The 21898-nt window shown below is 44.8% G+C and carries 24 protein-coding genes and 1 pseudogene; 12 read left to right on the top strand and 13 right to left on the bottom strand.

Annotation, left to right across the window (positions count from 1 at the left end; translation table 11 throughout):
* Positions 1 to 33: 33 nt before the first annotated feature.
* Complete coding sequence (locus tag DESDE_RS08190; RefSeq protein WP_014793571.1) at positions 34 to 471, bottom strand: hypothetical protein; 438 nt, start codon at positions 469 to 471, stop codon at positions 34 to 36.
* On the bottom strand, positions 458 to 1699 hold the full coding sequence (locus DESDE_RS08185; protein ID WP_014793570.1) for an AfsR/SARP family transcriptional regulator: 1242 nt from the start codon (positions 1697 to 1699) through the stop codon (positions 458 to 460). Before DESDE_RS08185 ends, DESDE_RS08190 begins: the two co-directional genes overlap by 14 nt.
* Positions 1700 to 1930: 231 nt before the next feature.
* Here DESDE_RS08185 and DESDE_RS08180 point away from each other — a divergent pair, with 231 nt between their 5' ends.
* From DESDE_RS08180 to DESDE_RS08150, 7 genes are read left to right on the top strand one after another with little or no spacing between them, the layout of a single operon-like run.
* A complete protein-coding gene (locus DESDE_RS08180) occupies positions 1931 to 2554 on the top strand; it encodes a class D sortase (protein ID WP_014793569.1) in 624 nt (207 codons plus the stop codon).
* Positions 2555 to 2584: 30 nt separating this feature from the next.
* Complete coding sequence (locus DESDE_RS08175) at positions 2585 to 3613, top strand: type II secretion system F family protein (protein WP_014793568.1); 1029 nt, start codon at positions 2585 to 2587, stop codon at positions 3611 to 3613.
* Positions 3614 to 3624: 11 nt separating this feature from the next.
* A complete protein-coding gene (locus DESDE_RS08170) occupies positions 3625 to 3963 on the top strand; it encodes a hypothetical protein (protein ID WP_014793567.1) in 339 nt (112 codons plus the stop codon).
* 15 nt (positions 3964 to 3978) lie between these two features.
* Positions 3979 to 4485, top strand: coding sequence for a DUF4860 domain-containing protein (locus DESDE_RS08165; RefSeq protein ID WP_014793566.1), 507 nt, complete (start codon positions 3979 to 3981; stop codon positions 4483 to 4485).
* Positions 4482 to 4919, top strand: a complete 438-nt coding sequence (locus DESDE_RS08160; RefSeq protein WP_014793565.1) for a hypothetical protein — start codon at positions 4482 to 4484, stop codon at positions 4917 to 4919. Before DESDE_RS08165 ends, DESDE_RS08160 begins: the two co-directional genes overlap by 4 nt.
* 1 nt (position 4920) lies before the next feature.
* Positions 4921 to 5316, top strand: coding sequence for a hypothetical protein (locus DESDE_RS08155; protein WP_014793564.1), 396 nt, complete (start codon positions 4921 to 4923; stop codon positions 5314 to 5316).
* Between the two features lie 15 nt (positions 5317 to 5331).
* Positions 5332 to 6387, top strand: a complete 1056-nt coding sequence (locus DESDE_RS08150; RefSeq protein WP_019850136.1) for a type IV pilus twitching motility protein PilT — start codon at positions 5332 to 5334, stop codon at positions 6385 to 6387.
* A 1074-nt stretch (positions 6388 to 7461) separates the two neighbouring features.
* On the opposite strand, the gene DESDE_RS08145 is transcribed toward DESDE_RS08150, so the two are convergent.
* The 7 genes and pseudogenes from DESDE_RS08145 to DESDE_RS08115 all read right to left on the bottom strand — a co-directional run bounded on the left by DESDE_RS08145 (position 7462) and on the right by DESDE_RS08115 (position 12966).
* Positions 7462 to 7797 carry a GNAT family N-acetyltransferase gene (locus DESDE_RS08145; protein ID WP_014793562.1) on the bottom strand — a complete coding sequence of 112 codons (336 nt, stop codon included), beginning with the start codon at positions 7795 to 7797 and terminating at the stop codon, positions 7462 to 7464.
* A gap of 45 nt (positions 7798 to 7842) precedes the next feature.
* A complete protein-coding gene (locus tag DESDE_RS08140) occupies positions 7843 to 8364 on the bottom strand; it encodes an AAA family ATPase (RefSeq protein ID WP_014793561.1) in 522 nt (173 codons plus the stop codon).
* Positions 8365 to 8792: 428 nt separating this feature from the next.
* A complete protein-coding gene (locus tag DESDE_RS08135) occupies positions 8793 to 10076 on the bottom strand; it encodes an IS110 family RNA-guided transposase (RefSeq protein ID WP_014793470.1) in 1284 nt (427 codons plus the stop codon).
* Between the two features lie 165 nt (positions 10077 to 10241).
* Positions 10242 to 10649 (bottom strand): annotated as a pseudogene (locus tag DESDE_RS08130) (class I SAM-dependent methyltransferase); the annotation flags it as partial.
* Positions 10650 to 10693: 44 nt separating this feature from the next.
* A complete protein-coding gene (locus DESDE_RS08125) occupies positions 10694 to 11395 on the bottom strand; it encodes a phosphatase PAP2 family protein (RefSeq protein WP_014793559.1) in 702 nt (233 codons plus the stop codon).
* A 259-nt stretch (positions 11396 to 11654) separates the two neighbouring features.
* Entirely contained in the window at positions 11655 to 12359 is a 705-nt protein-coding gene (locus DESDE_RS08120; RefSeq protein ID WP_014793558.1) for a phosphatase PAP2 family protein, read from the bottom strand.
* A 268-nt stretch (positions 12360 to 12627) separates the two neighbouring features.
* Entirely contained in the window at positions 12628 to 12966 is a 339-nt protein-coding gene (locus DESDE_RS08115; RefSeq protein ID WP_014793557.1) for a winged helix-turn-helix transcriptional regulator, read from the bottom strand.
* A gap of 131 nt (positions 12967 to 13097) precedes the next feature.
* Between DESDE_RS08115 and DESDE_RS08110 the strand changes: the two genes are divergently transcribed.
* Entirely contained in the window at positions 13098 to 13493 is a 396-nt protein-coding gene (locus tag DESDE_RS08110) for a pyridoxamine 5'-phosphate oxidase family protein (RefSeq protein ID WP_014793556.1), read from the top strand.
* A gap of 62 nt (positions 13494 to 13555) precedes the next feature.
* Here the strand turns inward: DESDE_RS08110 and DESDE_RS08105 are convergent, their stop codons facing one another.
* Positions 13556 to 14161 (bottom strand): TetR/AcrR family transcriptional regulator, encoded by a 606-nt coding sequence (locus DESDE_RS08105; RefSeq protein WP_014793555.1) that lies wholly within the window; start codon positions 14159 to 14161, stop codon positions 13556 to 13558.
* 185 nt (positions 14162 to 14346) lie between these two features.
* Here DESDE_RS08105 and DESDE_RS08100 point away from each other — a divergent pair, with 185 nt between their 5' ends.
* The 4 genes from DESDE_RS08100 to DESDE_RS08090 all read left to right on the top strand — a co-directional run bounded on the left by DESDE_RS08100 (position 14347) and on the right by DESDE_RS08090 (position 17782).
* Complete coding sequence (locus DESDE_RS08100) at positions 14347 to 15132, top strand: ABC transporter ATP-binding protein (protein ID WP_014793554.1); 786 nt, start codon at positions 14347 to 14349, stop codon at positions 15130 to 15132.
* A complete protein-coding gene (locus DESDE_RS08095; RefSeq protein WP_014793553.1) occupies positions 15122 to 16138 on the top strand; it encodes an ABC transporter permease in 1017 nt (338 codons plus the stop codon). Before DESDE_RS08100 ends, DESDE_RS08095 begins: the two co-directional genes overlap by 11 nt.
* A gap of 254 nt (positions 16139 to 16392) precedes the next feature.
* Entirely contained in the window at positions 16393 to 16614 is a 222-nt protein-coding gene (locus DESDE_RS21095) for a hypothetical protein (RefSeq protein ID WP_242831370.1), read from the top strand.
* A 163-nt stretch (positions 16615 to 16777) separates the two neighbouring features.
* On the top strand, positions 16778 to 17782 hold the full coding sequence (locus tag DESDE_RS08090) for an HlyD family secretion protein (protein WP_014793552.1): 1005 nt from the start codon (positions 16778 to 16780) through the stop codon (positions 17780 to 17782).
* Between the two features lie 395 nt (positions 17783 to 18177).
* Here DESDE_RS08090 and DESDE_RS08085 read toward each other — a convergent pair whose 3' ends face one another.
* The 3 genes from DESDE_RS08085 to DESDE_RS08075 all read right to left on the bottom strand — a co-directional run bounded on the left by DESDE_RS08085 (position 18178) and on the right by DESDE_RS08075 (position 21860).
* Complete coding sequence (locus DESDE_RS08085) at positions 18178 to 19329, bottom strand: DUF4179 domain-containing protein (RefSeq protein ID WP_014793551.1); 1152 nt, start codon at positions 19327 to 19329, stop codon at positions 18178 to 18180.
* A 2-nt stretch (positions 19330 to 19331) separates the two neighbouring features.
* Positions 19332 to 19904, bottom strand: coding sequence for a sigma-70 family RNA polymerase sigma factor (locus DESDE_RS08080; RefSeq protein WP_014793550.1), 573 nt, complete (start codon positions 19902 to 19904; stop codon positions 19332 to 19334).
* 240 nt (positions 19905 to 20144) lie between these two features.
* On the bottom strand, positions 20145 to 21860 hold the full coding sequence (locus DESDE_RS08075) for a methyl-accepting chemotaxis protein (RefSeq protein WP_014793549.1): 1716 nt from the start codon (positions 21858 to 21860) through the stop codon (positions 20145 to 20147).
* Positions 21861 to 21898: the final 38 nt, after the last annotated feature.

Genomic DNA, 21898 nt, shown 5'->3' with positions numbered 1-21898 from the left:
AATCATAAAAGATACAATATTTATTTTTGCAGATTATTTCTTTAAGGTTTCCGCAATCATGCCTATCATTTCCAATTCACTGCGGAACCGCTTGGTTTTCTGTTCCGGAAGCCATGATAGTGTACCCTGCCAGGTCGAGTTCTGACGGAACTGGACGTGAAGAAGAAAGGCTGGCTGCTTGTCTTTCATCTCTTCCGGAGAAACTTCTCTGAGTCCGCGGGGCGGATGCTTCTCCTTCCTGGACGGCGACTCGCTGAAGCTTCTCTTCTCATGTGTCGCCTGGGGAAAATTGACGTAATCAAAAAAGTCGTCCAGAATGCTTAACATTTGTCTTATGCCCTGAAAATCGATGGCGATGGCGTAGGAATCGTTATAAAGAGTCCCCGCAACATCATGATTCTCCGTTGTCTCAATCATCACCTTAAATTTCGCGATGTTGCTCGAAATAGTACTCTTCTCAAATTGAAACATCTCTCTCCTCCAATTCGATCGGATCGAGTGACTGAAATTGCCCAAAAACTTCAATGCTGTTATGGAAGCCGCTTTCGTTGATCTTCCACACAAGTCTGTTCAATACCGTGTTGGCGTCTTCATATGTAAGGTTGGAAAGCAAGAGAAGAAACTGCGTCCTCCCGTATCTTGTAACGACGTCATCCTTGCGCAGGGAGGAAACGATGGCATTTTTTATCTTATCGAAGGTCACGTCCAGACTCTCTCTCGGAAGCTCCTTCTTGTTTTTACCCGTAACGGTGAGCAGTGCGATAAAAATAGATTTTCCCGACCGGAGCGCCGCTCTGGCCTCAAGCTGATAAATCATTTTAAATTGTTCATAATTACAGTAAACAGCGCCAAGGATCTTAGCCACTTCTTTCAGGTTATCCTTGATCAAGGCGATATCCTGGTTCAGGGCCGTATTTTTATTGGTCGCGTCGTGATAGAGCTTGGTTACCAGATCGGAAGGCCTGACTCCCAGTTCGTCATAAAACAATTTATTCACATAATTGTAATGATCGACGGCCTTGTCGTGATTCTTCAATCCGATCAAGGCTTTGAGCAAATTAGCATGGTTCGTTTCTACAAATGGATCGATGACAATCGCTCTGTGGCAGATTTCTTCCACTGATCTGAAATCTTCTCTTTCCAGCAGGATTTCACAGCAGGCGGCCACGGATTCCATATAGATGCGCTGATAATACACGTTAAAGGGAACGATCCACTCCTTGAATGAGGACTGAGGCATAAAATTCCCTTTATAAATATTGATCATTTTTCGATATCTGGTGAGAAGTTCATCTTTGCTCAGACTTTTCTGCTGGGTTTCCTTATAGACCGCTTCCAACTCATCCACATCGACAATGCACGGAACATTCTTATTCCATACGTAAGCGCCGTGCTTGTAAAGGATAACCTCGTCTTCCAGATCGAGTGAATTCTTCAGCGTTACTCTCAGCCTGTAAGCGAGGTTCTTTAGCGCATTGGCGGGATCCTCAATTTCATCATCCCTCCACAGGGCCTGGATCAGTCCGTCCATTGAAATTTCATTATGGCGGTTCACCATAATATATTCAAGAAGACTCCAGATCTGCTTTCCCCTGACCTTATCTCCGGATAGCATCCGGTCGTTGCTGCAAAATGAAAAATCACCGAGCATCCGGATCTCAAGAATCCTCTTATTCACTTTGCCTCCGGTCTTTTCCATCAAATTGCCTCTCCTTCAATAATTTCAAAAAATATTGCGAGTCAATATAATGAATTATAATGGGTCAACAGATTTATAACTATTATTATCTACTACTTTTTTCTAAAGATCAATATTTCCTGGTAAAAATATGATATAATTTGCAAAGGTATCCCGATTCAATAGAATATACTCTCTTAATTCCTTATAATGCTATAATAACGAAATGAAACTCTGACAGGAATGATCTGTATGAAAAAAGTTTCGACCTGGCTCATCATAACAGGAATCATCATCATTCTCATACCGATCGCCGGTTCTCTGTATACAGGCTATCAGCAGGACAAACTTTACGATGAATATTTGAACACTCAGGAAATGAGAAGCTCAATAGAGGATTTGGATACTGCCTTTACTTCTGTTCCCTCCGATTCCTCCCTATCCGAAGAACCTGCGAAGCTGGCGGTCCCGGCTTATAATCCCACAGTCATCGGACGCATCAAAATCCAAAGTGCATCGATCAACCTTCTTCTGGTGGAGGGCACTACTTCCAAGGACCTTAATTGGGGTGCCGGACATCTTACTGCAACGCCGATGCCCGGTGAAATCGGAAATTCCGCCATTGCCGGTCACAGGAACCATACCTTCGGCTCCCTTTTCAGCAGATTGGGAGAGGTGGCAATCGGCGACCGAATCACCGTCGAGTACAATAAGACCGAATACATCTATGAAGCCTATGAAATACTCACCGTACTTCCTGACGACACCTCGGTATTGGCACAAACAGACGATGCTGCCATTCTTACCTTGATCACTTGCGCTCCCAAGGGATCCGACACGCACAGGCTGATCATACATGCGAAACTTATCTCTTAAGATTTTCCTATCGACAATGGAGGTAATGCTATGAAGCAACTTTCATTCAGGGATCTTGCCGTTTTTTGCGAGCAGATTTCCATGATGATTCGCTCCGGGATCATGCTGCATGCCGGCATGCAGATGATTGCCGATGATACGTCAAACGTACAAAAAAAAGCTATCTTTCAGGATGTCTCAACGCAGCTTGCGAAGGGTGACATGCTGGATGTAGCTTTGAGATCCTCTCCTGTCTTTCCCGAATATATGATCCATATGGTGGAAATAGGTACAAGCTCAGGCAAACTGGACACGGTATTGACTGCTTTGTCCGCCTACTACAACCGTCAGCAGTCGATGAGAGATCACATCAGAAGTGCAGTCGTGTATCCCTTTGTTTTGATTTTAATGATGTTAATCGTTCTAATTTTTCTGGCCGCCAAAGTCCTTCCGGTCTTTGAACAAGTTTTTAAAAGCCTGGGAACACAGATGTCCCCTTGGGCCTCCCATATCATGAAAATCGGCTCTCTCTTCAATCAGTATTCGCTGGTGCTTGTTTTGCTGTTTCTACTGCTTGTAGCCGCAGGACTTTTCATAACGAGGACGGAATCAGGCAGAACTGCCTTCACAGGTTTTCTGATGGGTAAAAAAACATCGGAAAAATTTGCTGTGGCAACCTTCACCTCTTCCATGGCCCTCATGCTGTCCAGCGGTCTTGATCTGGAGCTTGCCATGCGGCTTTCTTCCCAGGCAATTTCAGACCGAACCGTAGGGAAAAAGGTAGAGGGCGCCAGGGCACTGATGGCCGAGGGTGCGCTGCCTTTCATCGAAGCGCTTCAAAAATCCGATCTCTTATCCAATGCGATGACCGGACTGCTTTCCATGGGATATCAAGCCGGTTCGGTGGATTCTGCAATGGAGTACATAGCCGGGATCTATGAAGAGGAATATCAGACTGCTTTGATGAGAAAGGTCGCTATGATCGAGCCCGTTTCGATCATTATCATTTCAGTGCTCATCGGTTCGATTCTGGTATCGGTAATGTTCCCTCTTCTCGGTGTGCTTTCCACCATTGGATAGGAGTAATTGTGATGAATAGTAGAATGAGAACATTTGATAAAAATGGCGACAGTTTTTGGAAGAGCTTAATATTGCCCGTTCTGATTTTTCTCTGCCTCTTGCTTTTCCTGTACGCAGGGATCGGCAACGCCTCTGCAGCATCCGATGAGGAGAGCCGATTGATTCTACAGAATGCCGTTTTGAGGGCAACGGTCCAGTGTTATGCCATTGAAGGAATGTATCCTCCGAATATAAACTATTTAGAAGACAACTACGGGGTCATCTATGACCATGAGCGATTTATCGTTCACTACGAAGTCTTTGCAGGAAACATCCTGCCCGATATTACCGTAATCGATTCCTCGATGTGACAGGAGAGGTAGAATATGGACTACAAATTCAAATGGAGCATACATAATAGATCTCTGGATTTTATTTTTATTCTGGCGCTCCTCTGCGTTTTCGCTTTTGGATCTTTGATGGCGGTTATTCTCGGAGCAAATGTTTACAAGGGGATCAAGGAGAATATGGATTCCAACTTTGAATTCCGAACGCCCCTTTCCTATATCGGCACAAAGGTACGGCAAAGTGATGTTATCGATTCGATCCGGATCGTCGAGAAGGAAGGAGTCGATGCTCTCGTGCTGGAGCAACCAGAAGGTGGAGAGATCTGCCAAACCTGGATCTATGAATATCAAGGTTCTCTTTATGAGGTATATATTGAAAAGGGTACGCCATTTCTGCTTGAAGAAGGACTTGCGATCATTCCCAGCTACGGACTTGAATTTGATTTGAAGGGCAATCTGCTGGATATCAAAACCAAAGACCATAATGGAAAAACCCGCGGTCTGTCTCTGTCCTTCCGAACGAGCCAGGGAGGAGGATCGCAGTGAAATTCAAAGGAATGTCAAGAGCCCACCTTTTTTTGATCGAGCTGATTATTGCTGTTTTGTTCTTCTCTTTCGTCGGAGCAGTCACGATCCAGGTATTTGCCAAGGCGTTCCGTCTGGCGGATGATACGGTCGCTTTGAACGGAGCCGTTCTGGCAGTGCAAACGGCGGCCGAAACGGATAAAACCGCCCAGCTCGCGGATATTCTTCCAACAATAAGGACCACCGGCTTTACAGAAGATTGGGAAGCTGTTGATCCTTCCGGAGCGATGTATACCGTGACCACTGAAGTCACTTTCCAGCAAAGGCAGGTCGGAACAATGGTCGTTTACAATTACACGGCGATGGCAGACGAGAAAATCATTTACCGGTTAACCGCCAAAAAATATTATGCAGAACAAATGGGTATCGATGCTTCATCAGGCGAGGTGGACTGAAATGGATAAAAAGCTGAAAATGGGTGTCGGGATCGGCGGCCCATCCATCATCATGATTTTTGTCGCCCTGTGCCTGACAACACTGGGCGCTCTTTCCCTTATGACTGCCAACGCAGACTGGAAGCTGACTCAAAAAGCTGCTGACGCTTTAACCGAGTACTATGCTGCGGATAATGAAGTAGAAGAAATCCTGGCGTCCGTAGATGCCGACTTAAAGGCAGGCCACCCATTGGAGAACGATTCCTTTGTCATACCGATTTCGGATCGGCAAAATCTGGCGGTAGAACTGAAATCAGAGGGCACCCGCTATACGGTCCTGTCACGTAAGATCATGCCCGCATCACAATGGGATTATGATCAATTTAAGACAGAATTTGACGATTCGATTACGGAATAGAAAGTGGGTGTTGTTTTGGATCTGAAAAAATATCTGGCAGATGCCGTAAATGACCATGCCGCAGATATTTTCATCATTGCAGGCAAAGAGATTTCCTATTCCTCAAACGGAAAAATCATATCCATGGGGGAGAGGCTTCTGCCGCCGGATACGGAAACGATGATCTGCCAGATCTATGACTTTGCGGGGAGAGACATCGACATTCTGAAAAAAGATCATGACGATGATTTCTCTTTTTCTCTCGCCAACGTGGGGCGGTTCCGGGTCAATGCGTTTATGCAAAGAGGTTCCCTGGCTGCGGTGCTGAAGGTGGTACTGTTTAAGCTGCCGGATCCCGAGGTCCTCAGGATACCAAAGCAGGTTATCGATCTCTATGCAAAGAATAAGGGATTTATTTTGGTTACAGGGCCCACCGGAAGCGGCAAATCCACGACTCTGGCCTGCCTCATTGATAAGATCAACAAGACTCGGGAGGCTCACATTATTACTTTGGAAGATCCCCTCGAGTTTCTCCATAAACATGATAAAAGCATCGTGAGCCAGCGTGAGATCTACATGGACACCCCCAGTTACGAAAGGGGACTCAGGGCTGCCCTGAGAGAGGCTCCCAACGTGATACTGCTGGGGGAAATGCGAGATTTTGAGACCATCTCCATCGCCATGTCGGCTGCGGAGACCGGTCAATTGGTATTCTCCACTTTACACACTTTAGGCGCCGCCAACACGGTGGACCGTATCGTCGACGTATTTCCGGCCAATCAGCAGCGGCAGGTGAGGATCCAGCTTTCCATGGTGCTGCAGGCGGTCATATCCCAGCAGCTGATCCCTTCTACGCAGGGCACCCTTGTCCCCGCATTCGAGGTTATGCTGTGCAATAACGCGATCCGGACCATGATCCGGGACTCCAAATCCCATCAGATCGATTCGACGATCTACTCCTCGGCAGATTATGGAATGGTCAGCATGGACACAAGCTTGCTGACCCTGTACGAAGAAGGATTGATTACCGCGGAAAACGCCTTGACGCATAGCCTGTATCCTGATGCAATGAAGAAAAAGTTAGGTTTATAGATCGCCTCCGTGTTGGTTGCTTTCATAATTTTGGCGCCCGGCTCAGGTATCCTGCCGATTTCATTCGCACTGTTGAGACCAGGAACATCGCTTTTCCCGCTGCCTCTTGTTAAATTTTATAAACAGAGTACGACAACTGCAGGTTCTTTGGGACCTGCAGTTTTATTTTTATAGGAAACGGTATTTGTCAACGTAGTTGTCGCTAAACTCCAATATTCATATGTAACCTGAATTATTCACGGTTCTTTTGAAAAGATAGTGGTATATTATATTATCCGGTTAAAATCCAATGCTCAATTACAACGTCTTGCGGAAGAATATCGTTCTTTTTCTAATCCTTGTGATATTTCAATGGCACTATTCGTCATCGCACTCAACGTGGGTTGGGGCCAGGTGATGACACTAATACGCAGAAGTAAAGGGTTTTATATAAAGATAAACTCCTTTATACTCCCTTATACACTCTATTGATTAGGTTCTATTTCAAACAATTTCCTAGCAAAATCATACTTAACAGATACATCCTCTATAATTTCGGTATTAGCATAGGATAAATTAGCATCAAAATTAATCTCTTGATTGTTATTCCAAATAACATTGGAAATAGTTTATCACTTTCATATTTTTGCGAAGAATATCGACAGCAAAAGAAGCTGCATCTGCTACCTTTTTTTTCTTCACTTTTGATAAATGGCTCCAGTGGTTGCATCTAACTTAGATTTTTAAATTAACAAAAATCCCCCTAAACTCATCGTCTAAGGGAACAGAAACACACCTATATATTCTCTTAAGATACCTTCAATCCAGCTATTTCAACTATTTCCTTTCAATCCTTACTACCGTCTCCAATATGCCTTGAGGATACAAAAATGATGTCATGAAGACCCACTCGTTCCTTGGTGGAGTCTGATACCTTACTTACTGTTTTGCAATTCGCTCAGTTTATGAATTACATCATCTAGTTCAAATTTGAATTTTTATACTTTCTTTGATAAACTCGTAATTTTTTCATAAAAGTTGTATTTCCGTCACAAAACTGACTATTTAGTTTAATGCTATCTAAAATGTACTTTACTAAATTCTCTTTTCTAAATTAATGGGGCAACCTTTTCTTGAATATACATCATTAAAGGCAAAACCAATTTCAACGGTTTCTTTCATTTCTGTATACCATATTGAAATATCACCTATAACCTTATTATCCAACTCACAAGCTAAACTGATAGCTGTGTCTTGGGTAAGCTGATTAGTTACCAACTTCTTCTGAAATTCTTCGTCTTTGGTAGATGAAGTCCATGGTTCATGCAATAAAAACCGACAGGTATTTTTATTGCTATAAATTTCAAAAAGATCTTCAATATCCGTTTCTCTAAAGGATCTGATTTTAAGTCTATCTGTTGTTATATCCATTATAAACCTCATATTTTATTAGGCATATAATTCTCTCCAACTCTATTATTCCGCAAAGTGTAACAAAATGTCCTCGACTGATTGTTCGGGGGACTGTTCCGAGGTATCCAGCCAAAAGCCGATTTTTGGAGTCTCCTTCATGAAATCCGCATACAAAGCCTCTACCGTAAAGCCAGTATAACCGATCTTTCCCCGCATTTTTTCACGCTTTTTTACAGTCTCTACATTCGGGCAGAGTACTATTATTTGAACAGGATAGTCCTTCAACATATCCAATATGCGGGATATTTCTTCTCCGTAGTAGTTGTCCTGCAAAACAACGGAAAATCCGTTGTCATAATAGGTTTTTCCAGCATCTGCGGTCAAGCGATAGCGCAGATGCAACTGCCGGATAGCCTCATCGGACGGCTGTGCGGACATCTCGGCACGTCCTGATACAATCATTCGGCGAAACACATCGCCGCGCAGATGCACACCTTTTTCCATTTTTGAGGCAAGCAGTTCCGCAACTGTTGATTTTCCAGACGCCATAACGCCAGTGATTAAATATATTGCTCTTTCCAACATAGAGCACCTCCCTATAATATCTTTTGATTTTCTTTGAATATCTCGCTTTTTCATAGAATTCCTTACCAAACAAACTAGCTCACCACGGATAGAATTCGCATAGAATGCCTAATTCAGAGAATTTGGGTATAGCAAAGCAAACGTCTGCTTTTTTGGCATATGTTGGCCGTTGTAAACCCATTATTCTCACGGTGGTAAACCTCCCATGTCTAACAGGGTCAAGGTTAAAACCTGCCCTAAATTCCTTCGTTCCACCTATCCATGATTGGGTGTCAGTTATGCTCCTCAACCGAGTCTTTGCTCTAATGGTGAACTATGCGACTGACTACCAGCTCTTTTGTCTTGCTAGGTTACCTAGATTATTCGCTTCTGGGGTGACGCTTTAACCCAAAGATCGTTTGTTTCTTATGGTTTCGCTACTATTCCTCTTACGCAGCTAAATACTCAGCTGGGCGATGTATGTCTGTAATGAGCTTCTTCGGGTCATAGTCTGTACCCTTTGTTAATATGGCGTAGAACACCCGAATCAGTTTACAGCTTAAGGCAATTAACGATTGTTTCTTCTTCAGAGGGTTCTTACTCCTGGTCGTATAGTAGTTGTGTATCTCTGCAAACTCTGCGTTTTTTGCGACGAGTGGCATTACTGCCTGAAATAGAATCGCCCTTAGTCGTGCGCGGCCGCGCTTGCTGATCGTGGTCTGTCCTTTGTGCTTACCCGAGCTACTCTCTCGCAAGGCTAAGCCCGCAAGTTTTTGAATTTGCTTTGGAGAATTAAAACGCTTGATATCCCCAACTTCGGAGAGAAAACCTGCCACAGTAACAAGGCCAACACCTTTAATTTCAAGTAACTTGGCTACTTCGGGGATTTGACAACACAACCCATCAATGGTTTCAGTGACTGCCTGATATTGTGCCGTTTTAGTGTGATAGTCTTGGAGTAATAGCTGAATTTCCATTCGGGAACAAGACTCTCCTTCGGTGCAACCAATGCTCTTCTGAGCAGCTTCATACAGGCTCTTAGCCCTTTTCATTCCCACTGCTCTCAACTTGTTGTCTCTCCAAATTCGGTTGATTCCTTCTACTCCAAGCCTTTCAATGTCCTTAGGTAGCGGAGCAACTTGCAATACCAGCATGCTACTTGTGGCATCAAACTTTCCAAATACCGTTTCATGCTCGGGAAAGTAGATCTTCAGCCACCGCTGAATGCGATTTTTTATACTGTTCAATTCCTTTTGGATGCGCATCCTACAGGCCATTGCTATTCGCAGTTCTGCATAGATTCCTTCCGGGATATAGGGCTCATTGTATCTGCCCTCGATGACCAGCTTAGCGATGGTCTTGGGATCCTTAGCATCCGTTTTGCTGGGGTGGTTGTCATCAAGCTCCTTACTACGCTTTACATGGAACGGGTTGACGAGGACCAGCTTAATACTTTGCTCTTTTAGGTAAGATGCCAGGCTAAACCAGTAATGACCGGTTGGTTCTGCGCCTACCACTATGCATTCCTTTTGTGCTTGCCTTTTTAAACGTTCAATCCATGCATGGAAATCCTTGAATCCTTCAGCGTTGTTTTCAAACTTGAAGACCTTGCCCAGCTCGACTCCTCGCCAGTCAAATGCCCTGGCATAATGAAGCTCGCTGGCGATGTCCACTCCGATCACAATACTTCTTTCAGATAGTTGCTTTAGCTTCTCGTTTTGTGTAAAATTCATTGGGGATGACCTCCGTTATTTTGATTGGATTCTGTTGGCCAACAGTCCTTTCAAATTGTAACGTGAGGTCTTCTTTTTGACAAAGCTCATTTTTGACTACTACAGGAATGCTCCTCATTGATAAATTTCTAGTTAAGTTCGTTTTTCATTACAGCAAAGAAACTTTATCTTGATGACAAATTCCTGTTTATCGGTCAGATAATTCAAATAACCATTAGTTCGTAGTTTCAAACTAAAAGCAAGCGAACTAATTACTGCGTCAAATGAGTTTTCACCAAAAGCGATATCTTCAATAGGCATCTGGATACAGCGAATTTTCGAATCTGTTTTCTCTTTTGCTACCGTCAGCATTTTTTCGGAAATATCAACTCCTGTGACAGCATTGGCACCATGCTCGATAGCATATTGACAATGCCAGCCGAACCCGCAGCCTAAATCCAGTACGCGCTTATCCTTAAAATCAGGAAGTAACTTTTGGAGTGTTTTCCATTCGCCCGCACCGGAAAGCCCTTTTGTAGAGCGATCTATTTTGCTGTATTTCTCAAAGAATACTATGTCATCATTATTATGCACTCCACATGATACGTCTACGGGAACACATCAACAGCACACCTCAATCACTTTACCCCCCTACCCTGCTGAAGACGGATTTCAGACTTCTGATTTCTTTTTAACATCAATAATAAGTATGGTTTCTTGAGCCTTGCCCGTAACTCCTCCATATTCGCATAAAAAACCAGGTCAAACATCACACTGCCTAGCACTATAGCCCCAAGGACATCTAAAATAACATGCTGCTTAACAAAGAGAGTCGACAAAATGATTAAAACCGCATTTAAGTAAACAAGGGAGATATTCAGATAGTTTTTACCTTGGTACTTATTGATCCCTTTAATCATTAAAAAACTCAAGAGGACATGAATACTTGGAAAGGCGTTATAGGGCTGATCGTTGCTATAAATAAGAGCGACCAGCTTCGTCAAAACATCATGGCCAACGAGTTCCGGCCTGGGAACCTGGGTTTGGAAAAGAAAATAGATCCCGTAACATACCAACAAGCCAAGATCAAGAGCCAACAGGGTCCGGTAGTAAACTTTCTTATCCTTAAAACAAAAGTAGACCAAGGTTCCGAAAATAAAAAAATACCAAATTATATAAGGCACAATAAAGGCTTTTAAAAAGGGAATAGCGTGGTCAAGGTCTGTCACCAGGCTATAGGCTCCCCGATCAGCATTGTTGAGCAAAGCATAGAAAATATTCAAAAGAGGAATGGTCAACATTAAACAAAGGGGCCTGAGGTTCTGAAGTATTGTTTGCATCTCTTTTAACTTCCTTTTCACTTAGTCATAGACCTTAATCATTCTGCACATGGTCAAGGTTCACCAGAACGCCGCTATATGCATTATAGGTCTTAGTTCTTAACAATAAGCAAAAGAATTCTTGGGAATTTATTAATTTTTTATAGAATAAAACTAAACTCTTTCTCTTTTGAGTGTGCTTAGTAAGCCCAGAAATGAAAAACCCCGGGGAATCAGTCCCCGAGGCTATACTTTCCAGCTTCCTGCCGTAATTTTACTGTCACACACGGAAAGTGGAGTTAGATTTCTGTTCTTTTTTCATCAGCAGCCCCAAGCTGGGGGTCTTTAGCCTAAGCCTTGCCCACAATTCCTCCATATTTGCATAAAAAACCAGATCGAAAATCAGGCTGCCTAATACGATAGCCGCAAAAACATCTAAAATAACATGCTGCTTAATAAATACAGTCGATAAGATGATTAAGATCACGTTCAAATACACCATGGACATATTCAGATAGTTTTTACCCTGGTACTTATTGATCCCTTTAATCATCAAAAAGCTCATGAGGACATGGATACTTGGAAAAGCGTTATAGGGCTGATCATTGCTATAAACAAGAGCAACCAGCTTCGTCAAAAAATCATGACCAACCAGCTCCGGCCTGGGAACATGGGTTTGGAAAATGAAATAGATCCCGTAACATGCCAACAAGCCAAGATTTACCGCCGTCAGGGTCCGATAGTAGAGTTTCTTATCCTTAAAGCAAAAGAAGACTAAGGTTCCGAATATGAAAAAATACCAAATTAAATAAGGTATAACAAATATTTTCAAAAAAGGGGTATGCAGATCAAGGTCTGTCACCATGCTGTAGACCCCACGGTCAGTATTATTAAGCAGACCATAAATAATATTCAACAGTGGAATGGACAGCATGAGACAAAGTGGCTTGACATTTCGAACTGTATTTTGAATGATAGTTAGCATCTCTCTTAACTTCCTTTTCACTAAGTAATAAGTTTAACGAAGACTGCTAACTACATTATAAAACTTAGTTCTTAAAATTAGGGAGAAAAATTCTTAGAAATTTCTTAAAAGCGGCTTTAATTTCATTTAAATTCTTCTTAAAAGTGTTTTTTCCTACGCCAACTATCCTTCTGAAGCAGATAAAAGCTGAAATAGATAAAGGACTTGAGCCACTCTTTTAGTGATGACAAGTCCTTTCAAGGGTTTCACTGCACAAAACCAGGAATTTTTAAGTACCGGCTTTGCTTTTCAGAAAGTCAATATATTCGTTTCCCCATTCCTGGATAGCATCCAAAACCGGGCTGAACCGTTTACCCAGCTCACTGAGTGAATACTCCACCTTGGGCGGTATCTGATCATATACAGTGCGAATAATCAAGCCGTTATCGCTCATCATCCGCAGCTGCTTGGTCAGAGTCGCCTGGGTCAAACTGGGAAGGGCTCTTTGCAGTTCATTAAAGCGCATATTCTTAAGGCTTAAATGGTACATGATCAGCAGAGTCCATTTTCCTGTAAGCAATTTTTGGGCCGTCACATAGGGGCAAATCCCATATAAATCTTTTTCCATACCTTCTCCTCAGTATCCTATTTTAGACTTACTATACTAAATGATCGTACTTGAATTAACTATCCCATCATGTTTCAATAATAGCGATAAAGGGATTCCTAGTCAATCCCTAAGAAACGGAGGATTCAAGCATGCGGGAAGTCTATGAGTTTTTGAAACAGTGCGGAACCTATTACCTGGCAACTCAAGAGGGCGATCAGCCCCGCGTCCGGCCTTTCGGCACCGTCAACATTTTTGAAAACAAGCTCTATATTCAAACCGGCAAGGTCAAAGATGTCTACCGACAGTTAAAAACCAATCCCAAAATCGAAATCTGCGCCGTCCTCGACGGCAGCAAGTGGATTCGGGTAGCAGCGGTGGCTGTTGAGGACGACCGTCTGGAAGCCAAGCAGGATCTGCTGGATGCCTACCCTTCCCTGCAGGGAATGTATAAAGCGGACGATGACAACACCATCGTCTTTTACCTGAAAGATGCTACTGCGACATTCTCCTCCTTTACCGAAGCTCCCCGGGTGATCACTTTTTAACCTTTTAATTAAACAGAAGTTGAACAAACGGCGGCCGGTTCAGTCCGGTCCGCCGTTTGCTTTTAAGTGAAGATTCCGGCTGCAAAGAGCGGGCCGTGGAAGGTGATGTTGACAAGAATTTTTGCCATTTCCTCCGGTGTTTCCCGCCGTCCTCTATCCAGCCATTCCTGAATCACCCCAAAATGAGCGGAAGCGATATAAGAAACCAGATACTCGCTGGGTACCAATAGCTTTTCTTTTTTGATTAATGTGACATAATTCTTTTCGAATATATTGCTCCACATTAATTTTTTAATTTGAGTTTGTAAAGCATAATTCCCTTTTGTTGATAATATGGCTTGCATTAAGGAGGCATTGTCATTGAAATACTCAAACAATCTGACCACGATTGTCAGGGGTATTCGCGTATCGACAAAATCCGCTGTGGAGAGAGTCGTGATTTTCAAGATAATATTCTCCATGTCCTTGGTGACCTCTTCCAGAGTCTTATCCAGCAGATCAAACTTATCCTTATAGTGGAGGTAAAAAGTACCTCGGTTGATATTGGCTTTCGCTGTAATATCCTTGACGGATAAAGCGTCAAATCCCTTTTCTTCGATCAAGGCAACCAAAGCATTGCGAATGGCCTCTTTGGTCCGGATAATGCGCCGGTCTTCATTCGGATTCATGAGCGATTCCTCCCCTTTGCTTAAAACTTTTGCATATAAATGAACAAATTAAAGCAAAATGTTTATTAACCGTCATAAGGCCCTGTTTTGTCTCTTGAAGGCTTATTATGGTTTGATTATAATCAAATCAGGAAAATAATCAACTCATTGTTCAATAAATAGGCTTGCCTTTAGGGGGGACAGAGATGCTGAAAACACTGATGAAACAGAATAAGAGCAAAAATAATTCTCCCGGTCCGGAAGATCCCCATGGCGTCGTCGTGCAGCATGTGAATAAATTCTTTGGCAAAAAGCATGTCCTCAAAGATATTGACCTGGAAATTCTCCATGGTCAGATTTATGGCTTGCTTGGCCCTTCCGGCTGCGGCAAGACCACCGTCGTCAAAATCATCGCCGGAATCCTGGAAGCTACTTCAGGGGAAGCGTATGTCCTCGGTGAGAAAATGCCCCAGCTGAGCTTAATGAACAAGGTGGGCTATATGGCCCAGTCCGATGCCCTCTATGGTTCTTTGACTGCGGAGGAAAATCTGCAGTTTTTCGGAGCAATTTACGGAATGAGCAAGGGAGAAATCAAAAAAAGGACGGTTGAAGTCATGGAGCTGGTCAATCTTACGGAACATCTCCACAAACCGGTTCAGGCTTTTTCCGGCGGCATGAAACGGCGGCTCTCCCTGGCTATTGCCATTCTCCATAATCCGCCGGTTTTAGTTTTAGATGAACCTACGGTAGGAATTGACCCTCTCTTAAGAAGAGATATCTGGGCAGAATTGAACACATTGGCCGGGCAGGGGGTTACCATCTTGGTCACAACCCATGTGATGGATGAAGCGGATAAATGCCATAGCCTGGCTATGATGAGGGATGGGCGCCTGATCGCCAAGGGCACTTCCCGGGAGCTTCAGGAGAGGATCGGAGTCAACAGCATCGAAGAAGCTTTCATCTATTATGGAGGACAGCACAATGAGAGTTAGAGCTTTAGCCTTCCGGATTTTAAATCAATTGCGGCATGACCGGCGCACACTGGCTCTGATGCTGGTAGCCCCTGTGTTTCTCCTCACCCTGGTTTATTTTATTCTGGCCGATACCGTTCCTGTTGTGAATGTGGCCGTAATCAATGCCCCGGCGGGATTTGAGGATAGACTTGAGGAACAAAACGTCAGAGGCTTACGGTACAGCGAGAGTGAAGCCCGCCGGGCTCTGGAGCAGGGGGAAGTCATTGCCACGATCAGCATCAGCGGCGGGAAATCCACGATTGAAGTGGACGGCAGCAATCCCACCAAGGCCAAAGTCGCTCTGGCCGCATTGGAGCAGGCTAAGATGTCCTCTATGCTCTCCAGGCCGGATCTTAAGTCTGAGGTCAATTATGTCTATGGCCAGGAGGATTTGCCGAGTTTTGATAACTTTGGCGCGACTTTAATCGGCTTTATTATTTTCTTTTTTGTCTTCCTGGTTTCGGGTATTTCTTTCTTGCAGGAGAGAACCTCAGGGACCCTGGAGAAACTTCTTTCCACTCCGGTCCGACGCTGGGAGATCGTGGTGGGCTATGTCCTGGGTTTCGGTCTTTTTACGATCCTGCAATCCTTCCTCATCTCCTGGTACTGTGTCTATGTCCTTAAGGTGATGATGATCGGTTCCTTTGCTTTGATTCTGCTCATTACCCTCCTGACGGCCATGATCGCCCTGACTTTAGGAATCCTGGCCTCCACTCTGGCTAATAATGAGTTCCAGATGATTCAATTTATCCCCCTGATTATCGTCCCCCAGGTTTTCTTTTCCGGTTTATTTGATCTGCCTGCCGGTATGCAGGTCGTGGGTTACGCTATGCCTCTCTATTATATCGCCGATGCGCTGACCGCAGTGATGATCAAGGGCAGCGGTTTTGCGGTCATCGCCGGGGATTTGGGGATTATCCTGGCCTGTTCCGTGTTGTTCATAATTTTGAATACCTTGCTTCTTAAGAAATATCGGCGGATCTAGGGTGAAATGTGTTGTCCGGGTCGGGTAGCTTTACGCACAACGCTCTCTTCATAGCTCCAGGGCTGGTCAACTCGCTTTCTTAACAGCTCCGCCAAACCTCCGGGTAATACCTGATGTAAACCGGTGGCTCCGCTATGTTAAAGAAGCCTCATTGACCTGGACGCCCCTCCGCTAAATCCATTCGCTTTTGTGCGTAAAGCTACGCTTATCGGTCTTTTTCGATTCTTTTCCAGGTCTTTTCAAGTTAACCGTCTATGCCGCAGGCGGCACCGGCTGGGGATGAAAAGTATTGTCTGGTCCGGGTAGCTTATCCTACATCCGCGCCGCTCAAGCCCGAAAGCCAGCCCAAGGATTTTGCTTTAAGGCAGAGAACGGATTCTAAGCGAGCTGGTAAGCAATCTTCGCGAAAAGACTACAGCGGAGTCGGGTTGGAAACAGGACGTTTCCAACCGGCTATGAGGCAGGAGCCGATTTAGCCGGGAACCCGACGGAGCGGAGGTCTTGAGCGATTAGATTGCTCCGCGCAGCTTATGGAGTGAACGCCGAAAGCAAAATCCTGGAGAATCAACTTACATTGATATCTTTTTCAGAGCAGATAATGTGCACAAACCTAATCGAACTGAGGAGGAACATAAGGTTATGAATATGCGAACACTACACTCAGGGCTTATTTTCACCGGACTTATGGCCATGATCTTAACCGCAGTTGGCTGTTCTCCTACCTCCGGCCTGGTCTTGGAAGGAATCGTGGAGACAAGCATCTATGCCCATTACAGCGAAGTGTCCGGGAAAATCAGCCAACAGGCTGTGGAGCTTGGCCAAACCGTTAAAGCCGGTGACGTTCTGGCCGTGCTGGATGACCGCAATGAACGGTATGCTCTGGAACAGTTGGAGCAGACCCTGGCCAGGAAACAGGCGATCCTGGCCGAATTAAAGACCGGAGCTGACCCTGAGGCCTTGAAGCAGTCTGCAAATAGCGTGAAGCTGGCGGAAATAGCCAATGCCAATGCCCAGCTGGCTCAGGACCGGACCAGGAAAGATTATGAAGATGCTCAGGTTCTCCAGAAAGCCGGCGCACTCCCTCAGGCTGAACTGGATAAGCTCAAATACCAGGTGGATCTGGCAGAAGCCGCCGTTACCACGGCGGCCCTGCAATTGGATAATGCCCGCCAGCAAATGACCTTGCTGCAAAAAGGAACTCCCCAGGAAAAAATCGCCGCCGCTCAAGCCGATGTAGCTTTAACTGAAGTACAAATCCGCCAGACCAAGGATAATTTAGCTAAATACACCCTTACCGCTCTTCAGGACGGAACGGTTATCAGCAGGAATTATCTGCCCGGAAATATGGTCTCCCCCGGATTTGATCTCATCGATATCGCTTCGGAAACAGAAAAACACCTGGTGGCTTATCTGCCCAAGGAGTATCTGCCCAAAATAAGCTACGGACAAAACGTGGTCATCCACTCCGGAGAGAAGGAATACTCAGGAACCGTCAGCTTTATTGATGTTAAGGCCCAATATACCCCCAAGGACATGCAGACTTCTGCCAATAAGAATAAAGAAAGCATGAAGATCAAAGTCAACCTGGCCCCCGAAACCCCCTTAAAAATCGGCGAAAAAGCGGAGATCGTCCTTCCCGACTGATTGACTTCGCTGAAAATGCCACAAAACGAGGAAGACCCGTCCTTAGATGGAACAGGTCTTCCTCGTTATCTTGTGTGCAAAGCTAAGCTCGCGGATCTTTCTCAGAGTAGGCTCCACGCCTCTTGCGACATCATCAGATGATGAAAAAGACTCCTCGGATCGGGTAGCTTTATCCCACATCTGCACCGCTCAAGCCCGAAAGGCAACCCCAAGGATTTTGCTTTAAGGCAGAGAACGAATTCTAAGCGAGCAGGTAAGCAATCTTCGCGAAAAGACTGCAGCGGAGGTCTTGAGCGATTAGATTGCTCCGCGCAGCTTATGGAGTGAACGCCGAAAGCAAAATCCTGGAGACTTAACTTTCAAGAGGTCTTTTTCAAGGCAGAATGTATAAGGCTTTAGTTCACAGCGCTAAGGTCTACGCTAATCGGCTTCATCGTCCACTCTCCGGCAGTGACCCCCTCCGGCAGCCCTTCGTAGCTGAACCGGGTTTCATGGCCGTTTTCATCAAATTCCACACCGCCACCCTGGGTAGGAACCAGTTTCAAGGTCGGCGTGATCAACAGGGTTTTCGCCTTGGGATCAAGGCGTTTAAAGGTGATAATATGTTCCATTTCAGTCATTTTATCACCAACTTTGCCATGCCCCCCATTCCCTTCATACTCATAGACATTGCCCAAATCATCCTTGATTTCCCAATCCATCTGGGCTGCATGGGAAAGAGTGTTAGGAACTATCTCGGAGTAGTAGAGAAGGGTATTGATGGGGGTTATGGAGAGGCGGTTTAAGCTGATAGCCACATTCTGAACCTGATCCTGATTGGCATCAATCTTGACCACGGTATAGTCCAGAGTATTTAAGGATACGCTGAAATTCAGCTTGCATGGTGTCTTTTTATTTTCTTTGGGTTCTGCTCCCTCCTCCATGTTTGTCATCCCGGAAATCTTCCAGCGGAAAGAAATCGAATCCCGGGCTTCCTCCTCACTGAAAAATGTATAGTTGCTTTGCCCCACATAGACGCCGGGACTGACTCTCTTTAACTGCTCGCCGCCTGTGGAGCCCTGGGCAAAATCAACATCAACTTCGCTATTCAAATAGGGTCTTTCCCCAAAATCCTTTTCCGTTTTTATGGTATAGGTGAAAGATAAGGTTTTTCCGTCATAAACGCCTTGATTCAGCGTCACTTCGATGCCATTGTCTGCTTTGACCATATCGATGTCCAAGGCCTTTTCCGTATATAAATCATACACCCCCGTACGTCCGTCATCTAAAAATCGAAAAATATCGCCGATGACAGGAACTTCCTTGGCATAAGCGGGAAAAGCCAAACCAAAACCGGAGAGTCCTACCGTCATAATCATGGCAGCAGCTACAGCCACCATTCCCTTGCTTTTTCTCCGTTTCTTCAGTCCGCCCGAATGACCGGTTTCGGCAATCCTTTCTCTTACCCTTTTTTTGACTCTCGACTTTTCCAGCTCATCCACCTCCGCCTCTTCAAACTCATTCAAGTCAATATCTATCTCATTAAAAAATTCATAGAGATCTTTCACGGTTAATTTCCCCCTTCTCCTATGCTCAAAACACCTTTTACCAGCTGTTTTTTACTCCTGTAAATACGATTATCGACAGCAGATTTCGTCAGTCCTAATTTCCTGGATATCTCTTCAGAGGGCATACCCCAAAAGAATTTCATAATAAATATGTTGCGGTCCGTAGAAGAAAAGGAGTTCAGCAGCTTTTTCATTTCCTTTGTGTTCTCCTTAAACAGCACCTGCTCCTCTGCTGATTCTTGGGGCGGAAACAAATCTATCCCCTTACGATCGGAAGAAGGAATTTCAACGCATTTTCTTTCCCGGCGATAAAAGTCAATAGCCCTGTATTTGGCGATGGCGCAGAGCCATTTGCGGAAATCCTCCTCCCCTTCCCCCTTAAATTTTTCCGCATGATGCCAAACGGCAAGGAAAACATCACTGATGCATTCCTCCGCCAACTCCCTACTTCCTATAGGAAGCAGGACTTGACGGACAATCCCCTTCACTAAAGGGAAGTATTCATCCATAATAAATTCCAGAGCATCTTCCTCTCTATTTTTCAAGCGCCCTATGACATTGTTATTGGTCTTCATGGTTTCCCCCTTTTCCTTGTAAAAGCTCTTACACTCTATACAACGAAGTCAAAAGCAACTTTTCGCAAAACTTTTTAAAAAAAATTTACCGTTGTCTGGTACTATTATCATACCAGTAATTAAAATGAATCATAAAGACAAGGAGTAAAAAATTAAAAAACAGCGCCTTTACGATTCAATTGAAACATAAAGGCGCTGTTTAATGCTATTTTAAATCCCTGAGGCCATATCCCAAATTTTCTATATCCTGAACTTCCTAACCGAGCTCTGCAGCTCTTCCGCCATTTTAGCCAGTTCCTCGCTGGATGCCGCTATTTCTTCCATAGATGCGGACTGTTCTTCGGTAGCAGCCGAAACGGTCTGAGTTTGACTGGATGCTTCCTTGCTGATGCGGTCAATATCCCGTACCGAATCCACAATTTGTTGACTTCCGGAAGCCATCTGCTGAATGGCTGCTGAGATTTCCCTGACTTGGGTGGAAACTTCACCGATCAGGCCTACGATCTCGTTAAAGGCCTCTCCGGCAGAGTTCACCACTTCCGATCCGACCTTGACTTCATGGGTACCTTCGTTCATAGCCTTGACCGCGCTATCGGTCTCCTTCTGGATCTCCGCGATCAGATCGGCAATTTGCTTAGCCGCTTCTTGGGATTGCTCCGCCAGCTTGCGTACTTCCTCGGCAACGACGGCGAACCCTCTGCCTTGATCACCGGCACGAGCCGCCTCGATTGCCGCATTCAGTGCCAGGAGATTAGTTTGGGCGGCAATTCCGGAAATAGCATCCACAATCTGACCGATTTCTTTCGATCGCTCCCCTAGCTGCGTCACGACCTGTGCCGTGCCTGCTACCGTTTTTTCAATGTTTTTCATCTGGTTCACGGCGGCGTTCACCGCCTTGTCCCCTTGACCGGCCGCATGGGTTGTCATATCGGCAGACCTTGAAACACTATTGGCATTAGCTGCGATCTGCTGAATGCCTGCCGACATCTGTTCTACAATTGAAGCTGTATCATCAACAGCGGTTTCCTGCCTGGTTGCTCCTGCCGCCACCTCGGTAATGGTTGCGGCGATCTGATTCGTAGCCGAGGCAGACTGCTCGGCACTGGCTGTCAACTCCTCTGACGAAGCTGCGACTTGCTCCGCTGTGTGGGTTATATTTTCAATTAAAACTCTTAAATTTTCCGTCATAGCATTAACTTCCGCAGCCAGTTGGCCAATCTCATCTTCAGAAGATATATCCAATTTTTCAACGGTTAGGTTCCCCTGGGAGATTTCCATAACGGTACCTTCCAACTGAATCAGGGGATTAGAAATCATCCTGGCGATAAACCGACCAATACCCACAGCCAGAACAATGGCAGCCAAAGTCAAACCCACCATAAACTTAGTTGTCATGGATGCCGTCGACTTGCTTTTTATCTCTGCCTCATCGGCAATCTGAGCATTATAATCGGCAAGTTCCTTCAAAACAACATTCACAACATTGATATTGTCTGCAGCATTGGCAGAAAAATATCTAAAAGCCTCATCCTGCTTCCCCGCTATTGCCATATCTACGGCTTTATCTCTTTCGACACGGTAGGCCTGCAATTCATCCATCAGCTTCGGAAACCGTTCTTGTTCGTATGGATCCGTAACTTCCTTGCTAAAGTCACTGAGAAGGGTATCTACTTCCGCGACCCGCTCTTGAATGTCCTGGAGAATCTCTTGCTGCCTATTTTGATCCTGAGTGATAAATAATTCAAGAGTCAGAGCCTCCACTGCCCTGGTTTGTCCCCGGGCCCCATTCAGCCACTTGATAGGGAGCAGGTTATTTTGGTACATACTTTCCATCGAAGCGGCCAAATTATGGGCGGAATATATCCCTACAAAGCCGACAAGTCCAAGAAATACCGCCATGAGCAGTATTAAACTATTAATTTTTGAGGCCGTTTTCATATTGCGAAATCGTTGCATTGTTTGTTACCCCCTTTTGTTTATGTTTCGCGCCTTAT

It is taken from the genome of Desulfitobacterium dehalogenans ATCC 51507 (assembly GCF_000243155.2).
GTDB classification, from domain to species: domain Bacteria; phylum Bacillota; class Desulfitobacteriia; order Desulfitobacteriales; family Desulfitobacteriaceae; genus Desulfitobacterium; species Desulfitobacterium dehalogenans.
Note: the sequence above shows the minus strand (reverse complement) of the source record. Positions and strands in the feature narration are given on the sequence as shown.

Excerpts from the sequence above, each read along its gene's own strand:
- DESDE_RS08190 (WP_014793571.1), bottom strand. The coding sequence starts at position 471 with ATGTTTCAATTTGAGAAGAGTACTATTTCGAGCAACATCGCGAAATTT.
- DESDE_RS08185 (WP_014793570.1), bottom strand. The coding sequence starts at position 1,699 with ATGGAAAAGACCGGAGGCAAAGTGAATAAGAGGATTCTTGAGATCCGG.
- DESDE_RS08180 (WP_014793569.1), top strand. The coding sequence starts at position 1,931 with ATGAAAAAAGTTTCGACCTGGCTCATCATAACAGGAATCATCATCATT.
- DESDE_RS08175 (WP_014793568.1), top strand. The coding sequence starts at position 2,585 with ATGAAGCAACTTTCATTCAGGGATCTTGCCGTTTTTTGCGAGCAGATT.
- DESDE_RS08170 (WP_014793567.1), top strand. The coding sequence starts at position 3,625 with ATGAATAGTAGAATGAGAACATTTGATAAAAATGGCGACAGTTTTTGG.
- DESDE_RS08165 (WP_014793566.1), top strand. The coding sequence starts at position 3,979 with ATGGACTACAAATTCAAATGGAGCATACATAATAGATCTCTGGATTTT.
- DESDE_RS08155 (WP_014793564.1), top strand. The coding sequence starts at position 4,921 with ATGGATAAAAAGCTGAAAATGGGTGTCGGGATCGGCGGCCCATCCATC.
- DESDE_RS08145 (WP_014793562.1), bottom strand. The coding sequence starts at position 7,797 with ATGGATATAACAACAGATAGACTTAAAATCAGATCCTTTAGAGAAACG.
- DESDE_RS08140 (WP_014793561.1), bottom strand. The coding sequence starts at position 8,364 with ATGTTGGAAAGAGCAATATATTTAATCACTGGCGTTATGGCGTCTGGA.
- DESDE_RS08135 (WP_014793470.1), bottom strand. The coding sequence starts at position 10,076 with ATGAATTTTACACAAAACGAGAAGCTAAAGCAACTATCTGAAAGAAGT.
- DESDE_RS08125 (WP_014793559.1), bottom strand. The coding sequence starts at position 11,395 with ATGCAAACAATACTTCAGAACCTCAGGCCCCTTTGTTTAATGTTGACC.
- DESDE_RS08120 (WP_014793558.1), bottom strand. The coding sequence starts at position 12,359 with ATGCTAACTATCATTCAAAATACAGTTCGAAATGTCAAGCCACTTTGT.
- DESDE_RS08115 (WP_014793557.1), bottom strand. The coding sequence starts at position 12,966 with ATGGAAAAAGATTTATATGGGATTTGCCCCTATGTGACGGCCCAAAAA.
- DESDE_RS08110 (WP_014793556.1), top strand. The coding sequence starts at position 13,098 with ATGCGGGAAGTCTATGAGTTTTTGAAACAGTGCGGAACCTATTACCTG.
- DESDE_RS08105 (WP_014793555.1), bottom strand. The coding sequence starts at position 14,161 with ATGAATCCGAATGAAGACCGGCGCATTATCCGGACCAAAGAGGCCATT.
- DESDE_RS08100 (WP_014793554.1), top strand. The coding sequence starts at position 14,347 with ATGCTGAAAACACTGATGAAACAGAATAAGAGCAAAAATAATTCTCCC.
- DESDE_RS08095 (WP_014793553.1), top strand. The coding sequence starts at position 15,122 with ATGAGAGTTAGAGCTTTAGCCTTCCGGATTTTAAATCAATTGCGGCAT.
- DESDE_RS21095 (WP_242831370.1), top strand. The coding sequence starts at position 16,393 with ATGCCGCAGGCGGCACCGGCTGGGGATGAAAAGTATTGTCTGGTCCGG.
- DESDE_RS08090 (WP_014793552.1), top strand. The coding sequence starts at position 16,778 with ATGAATATGCGAACACTACACTCAGGGCTTATTTTCACCGGACTTATG.
- DESDE_RS08080 (WP_014793550.1), bottom strand. The coding sequence starts at position 19,904 with ATGAAGACCAATAACAATGTCATAGGGCGCTTGAAAAATAGAGAGGAA.
- DESDE_RS08075 (WP_014793549.1), bottom strand. The coding sequence starts at position 21,860 with ATGCAACGATTTCGCAATATGAAAACGGCCTCAAAAATTAATAGTTTA.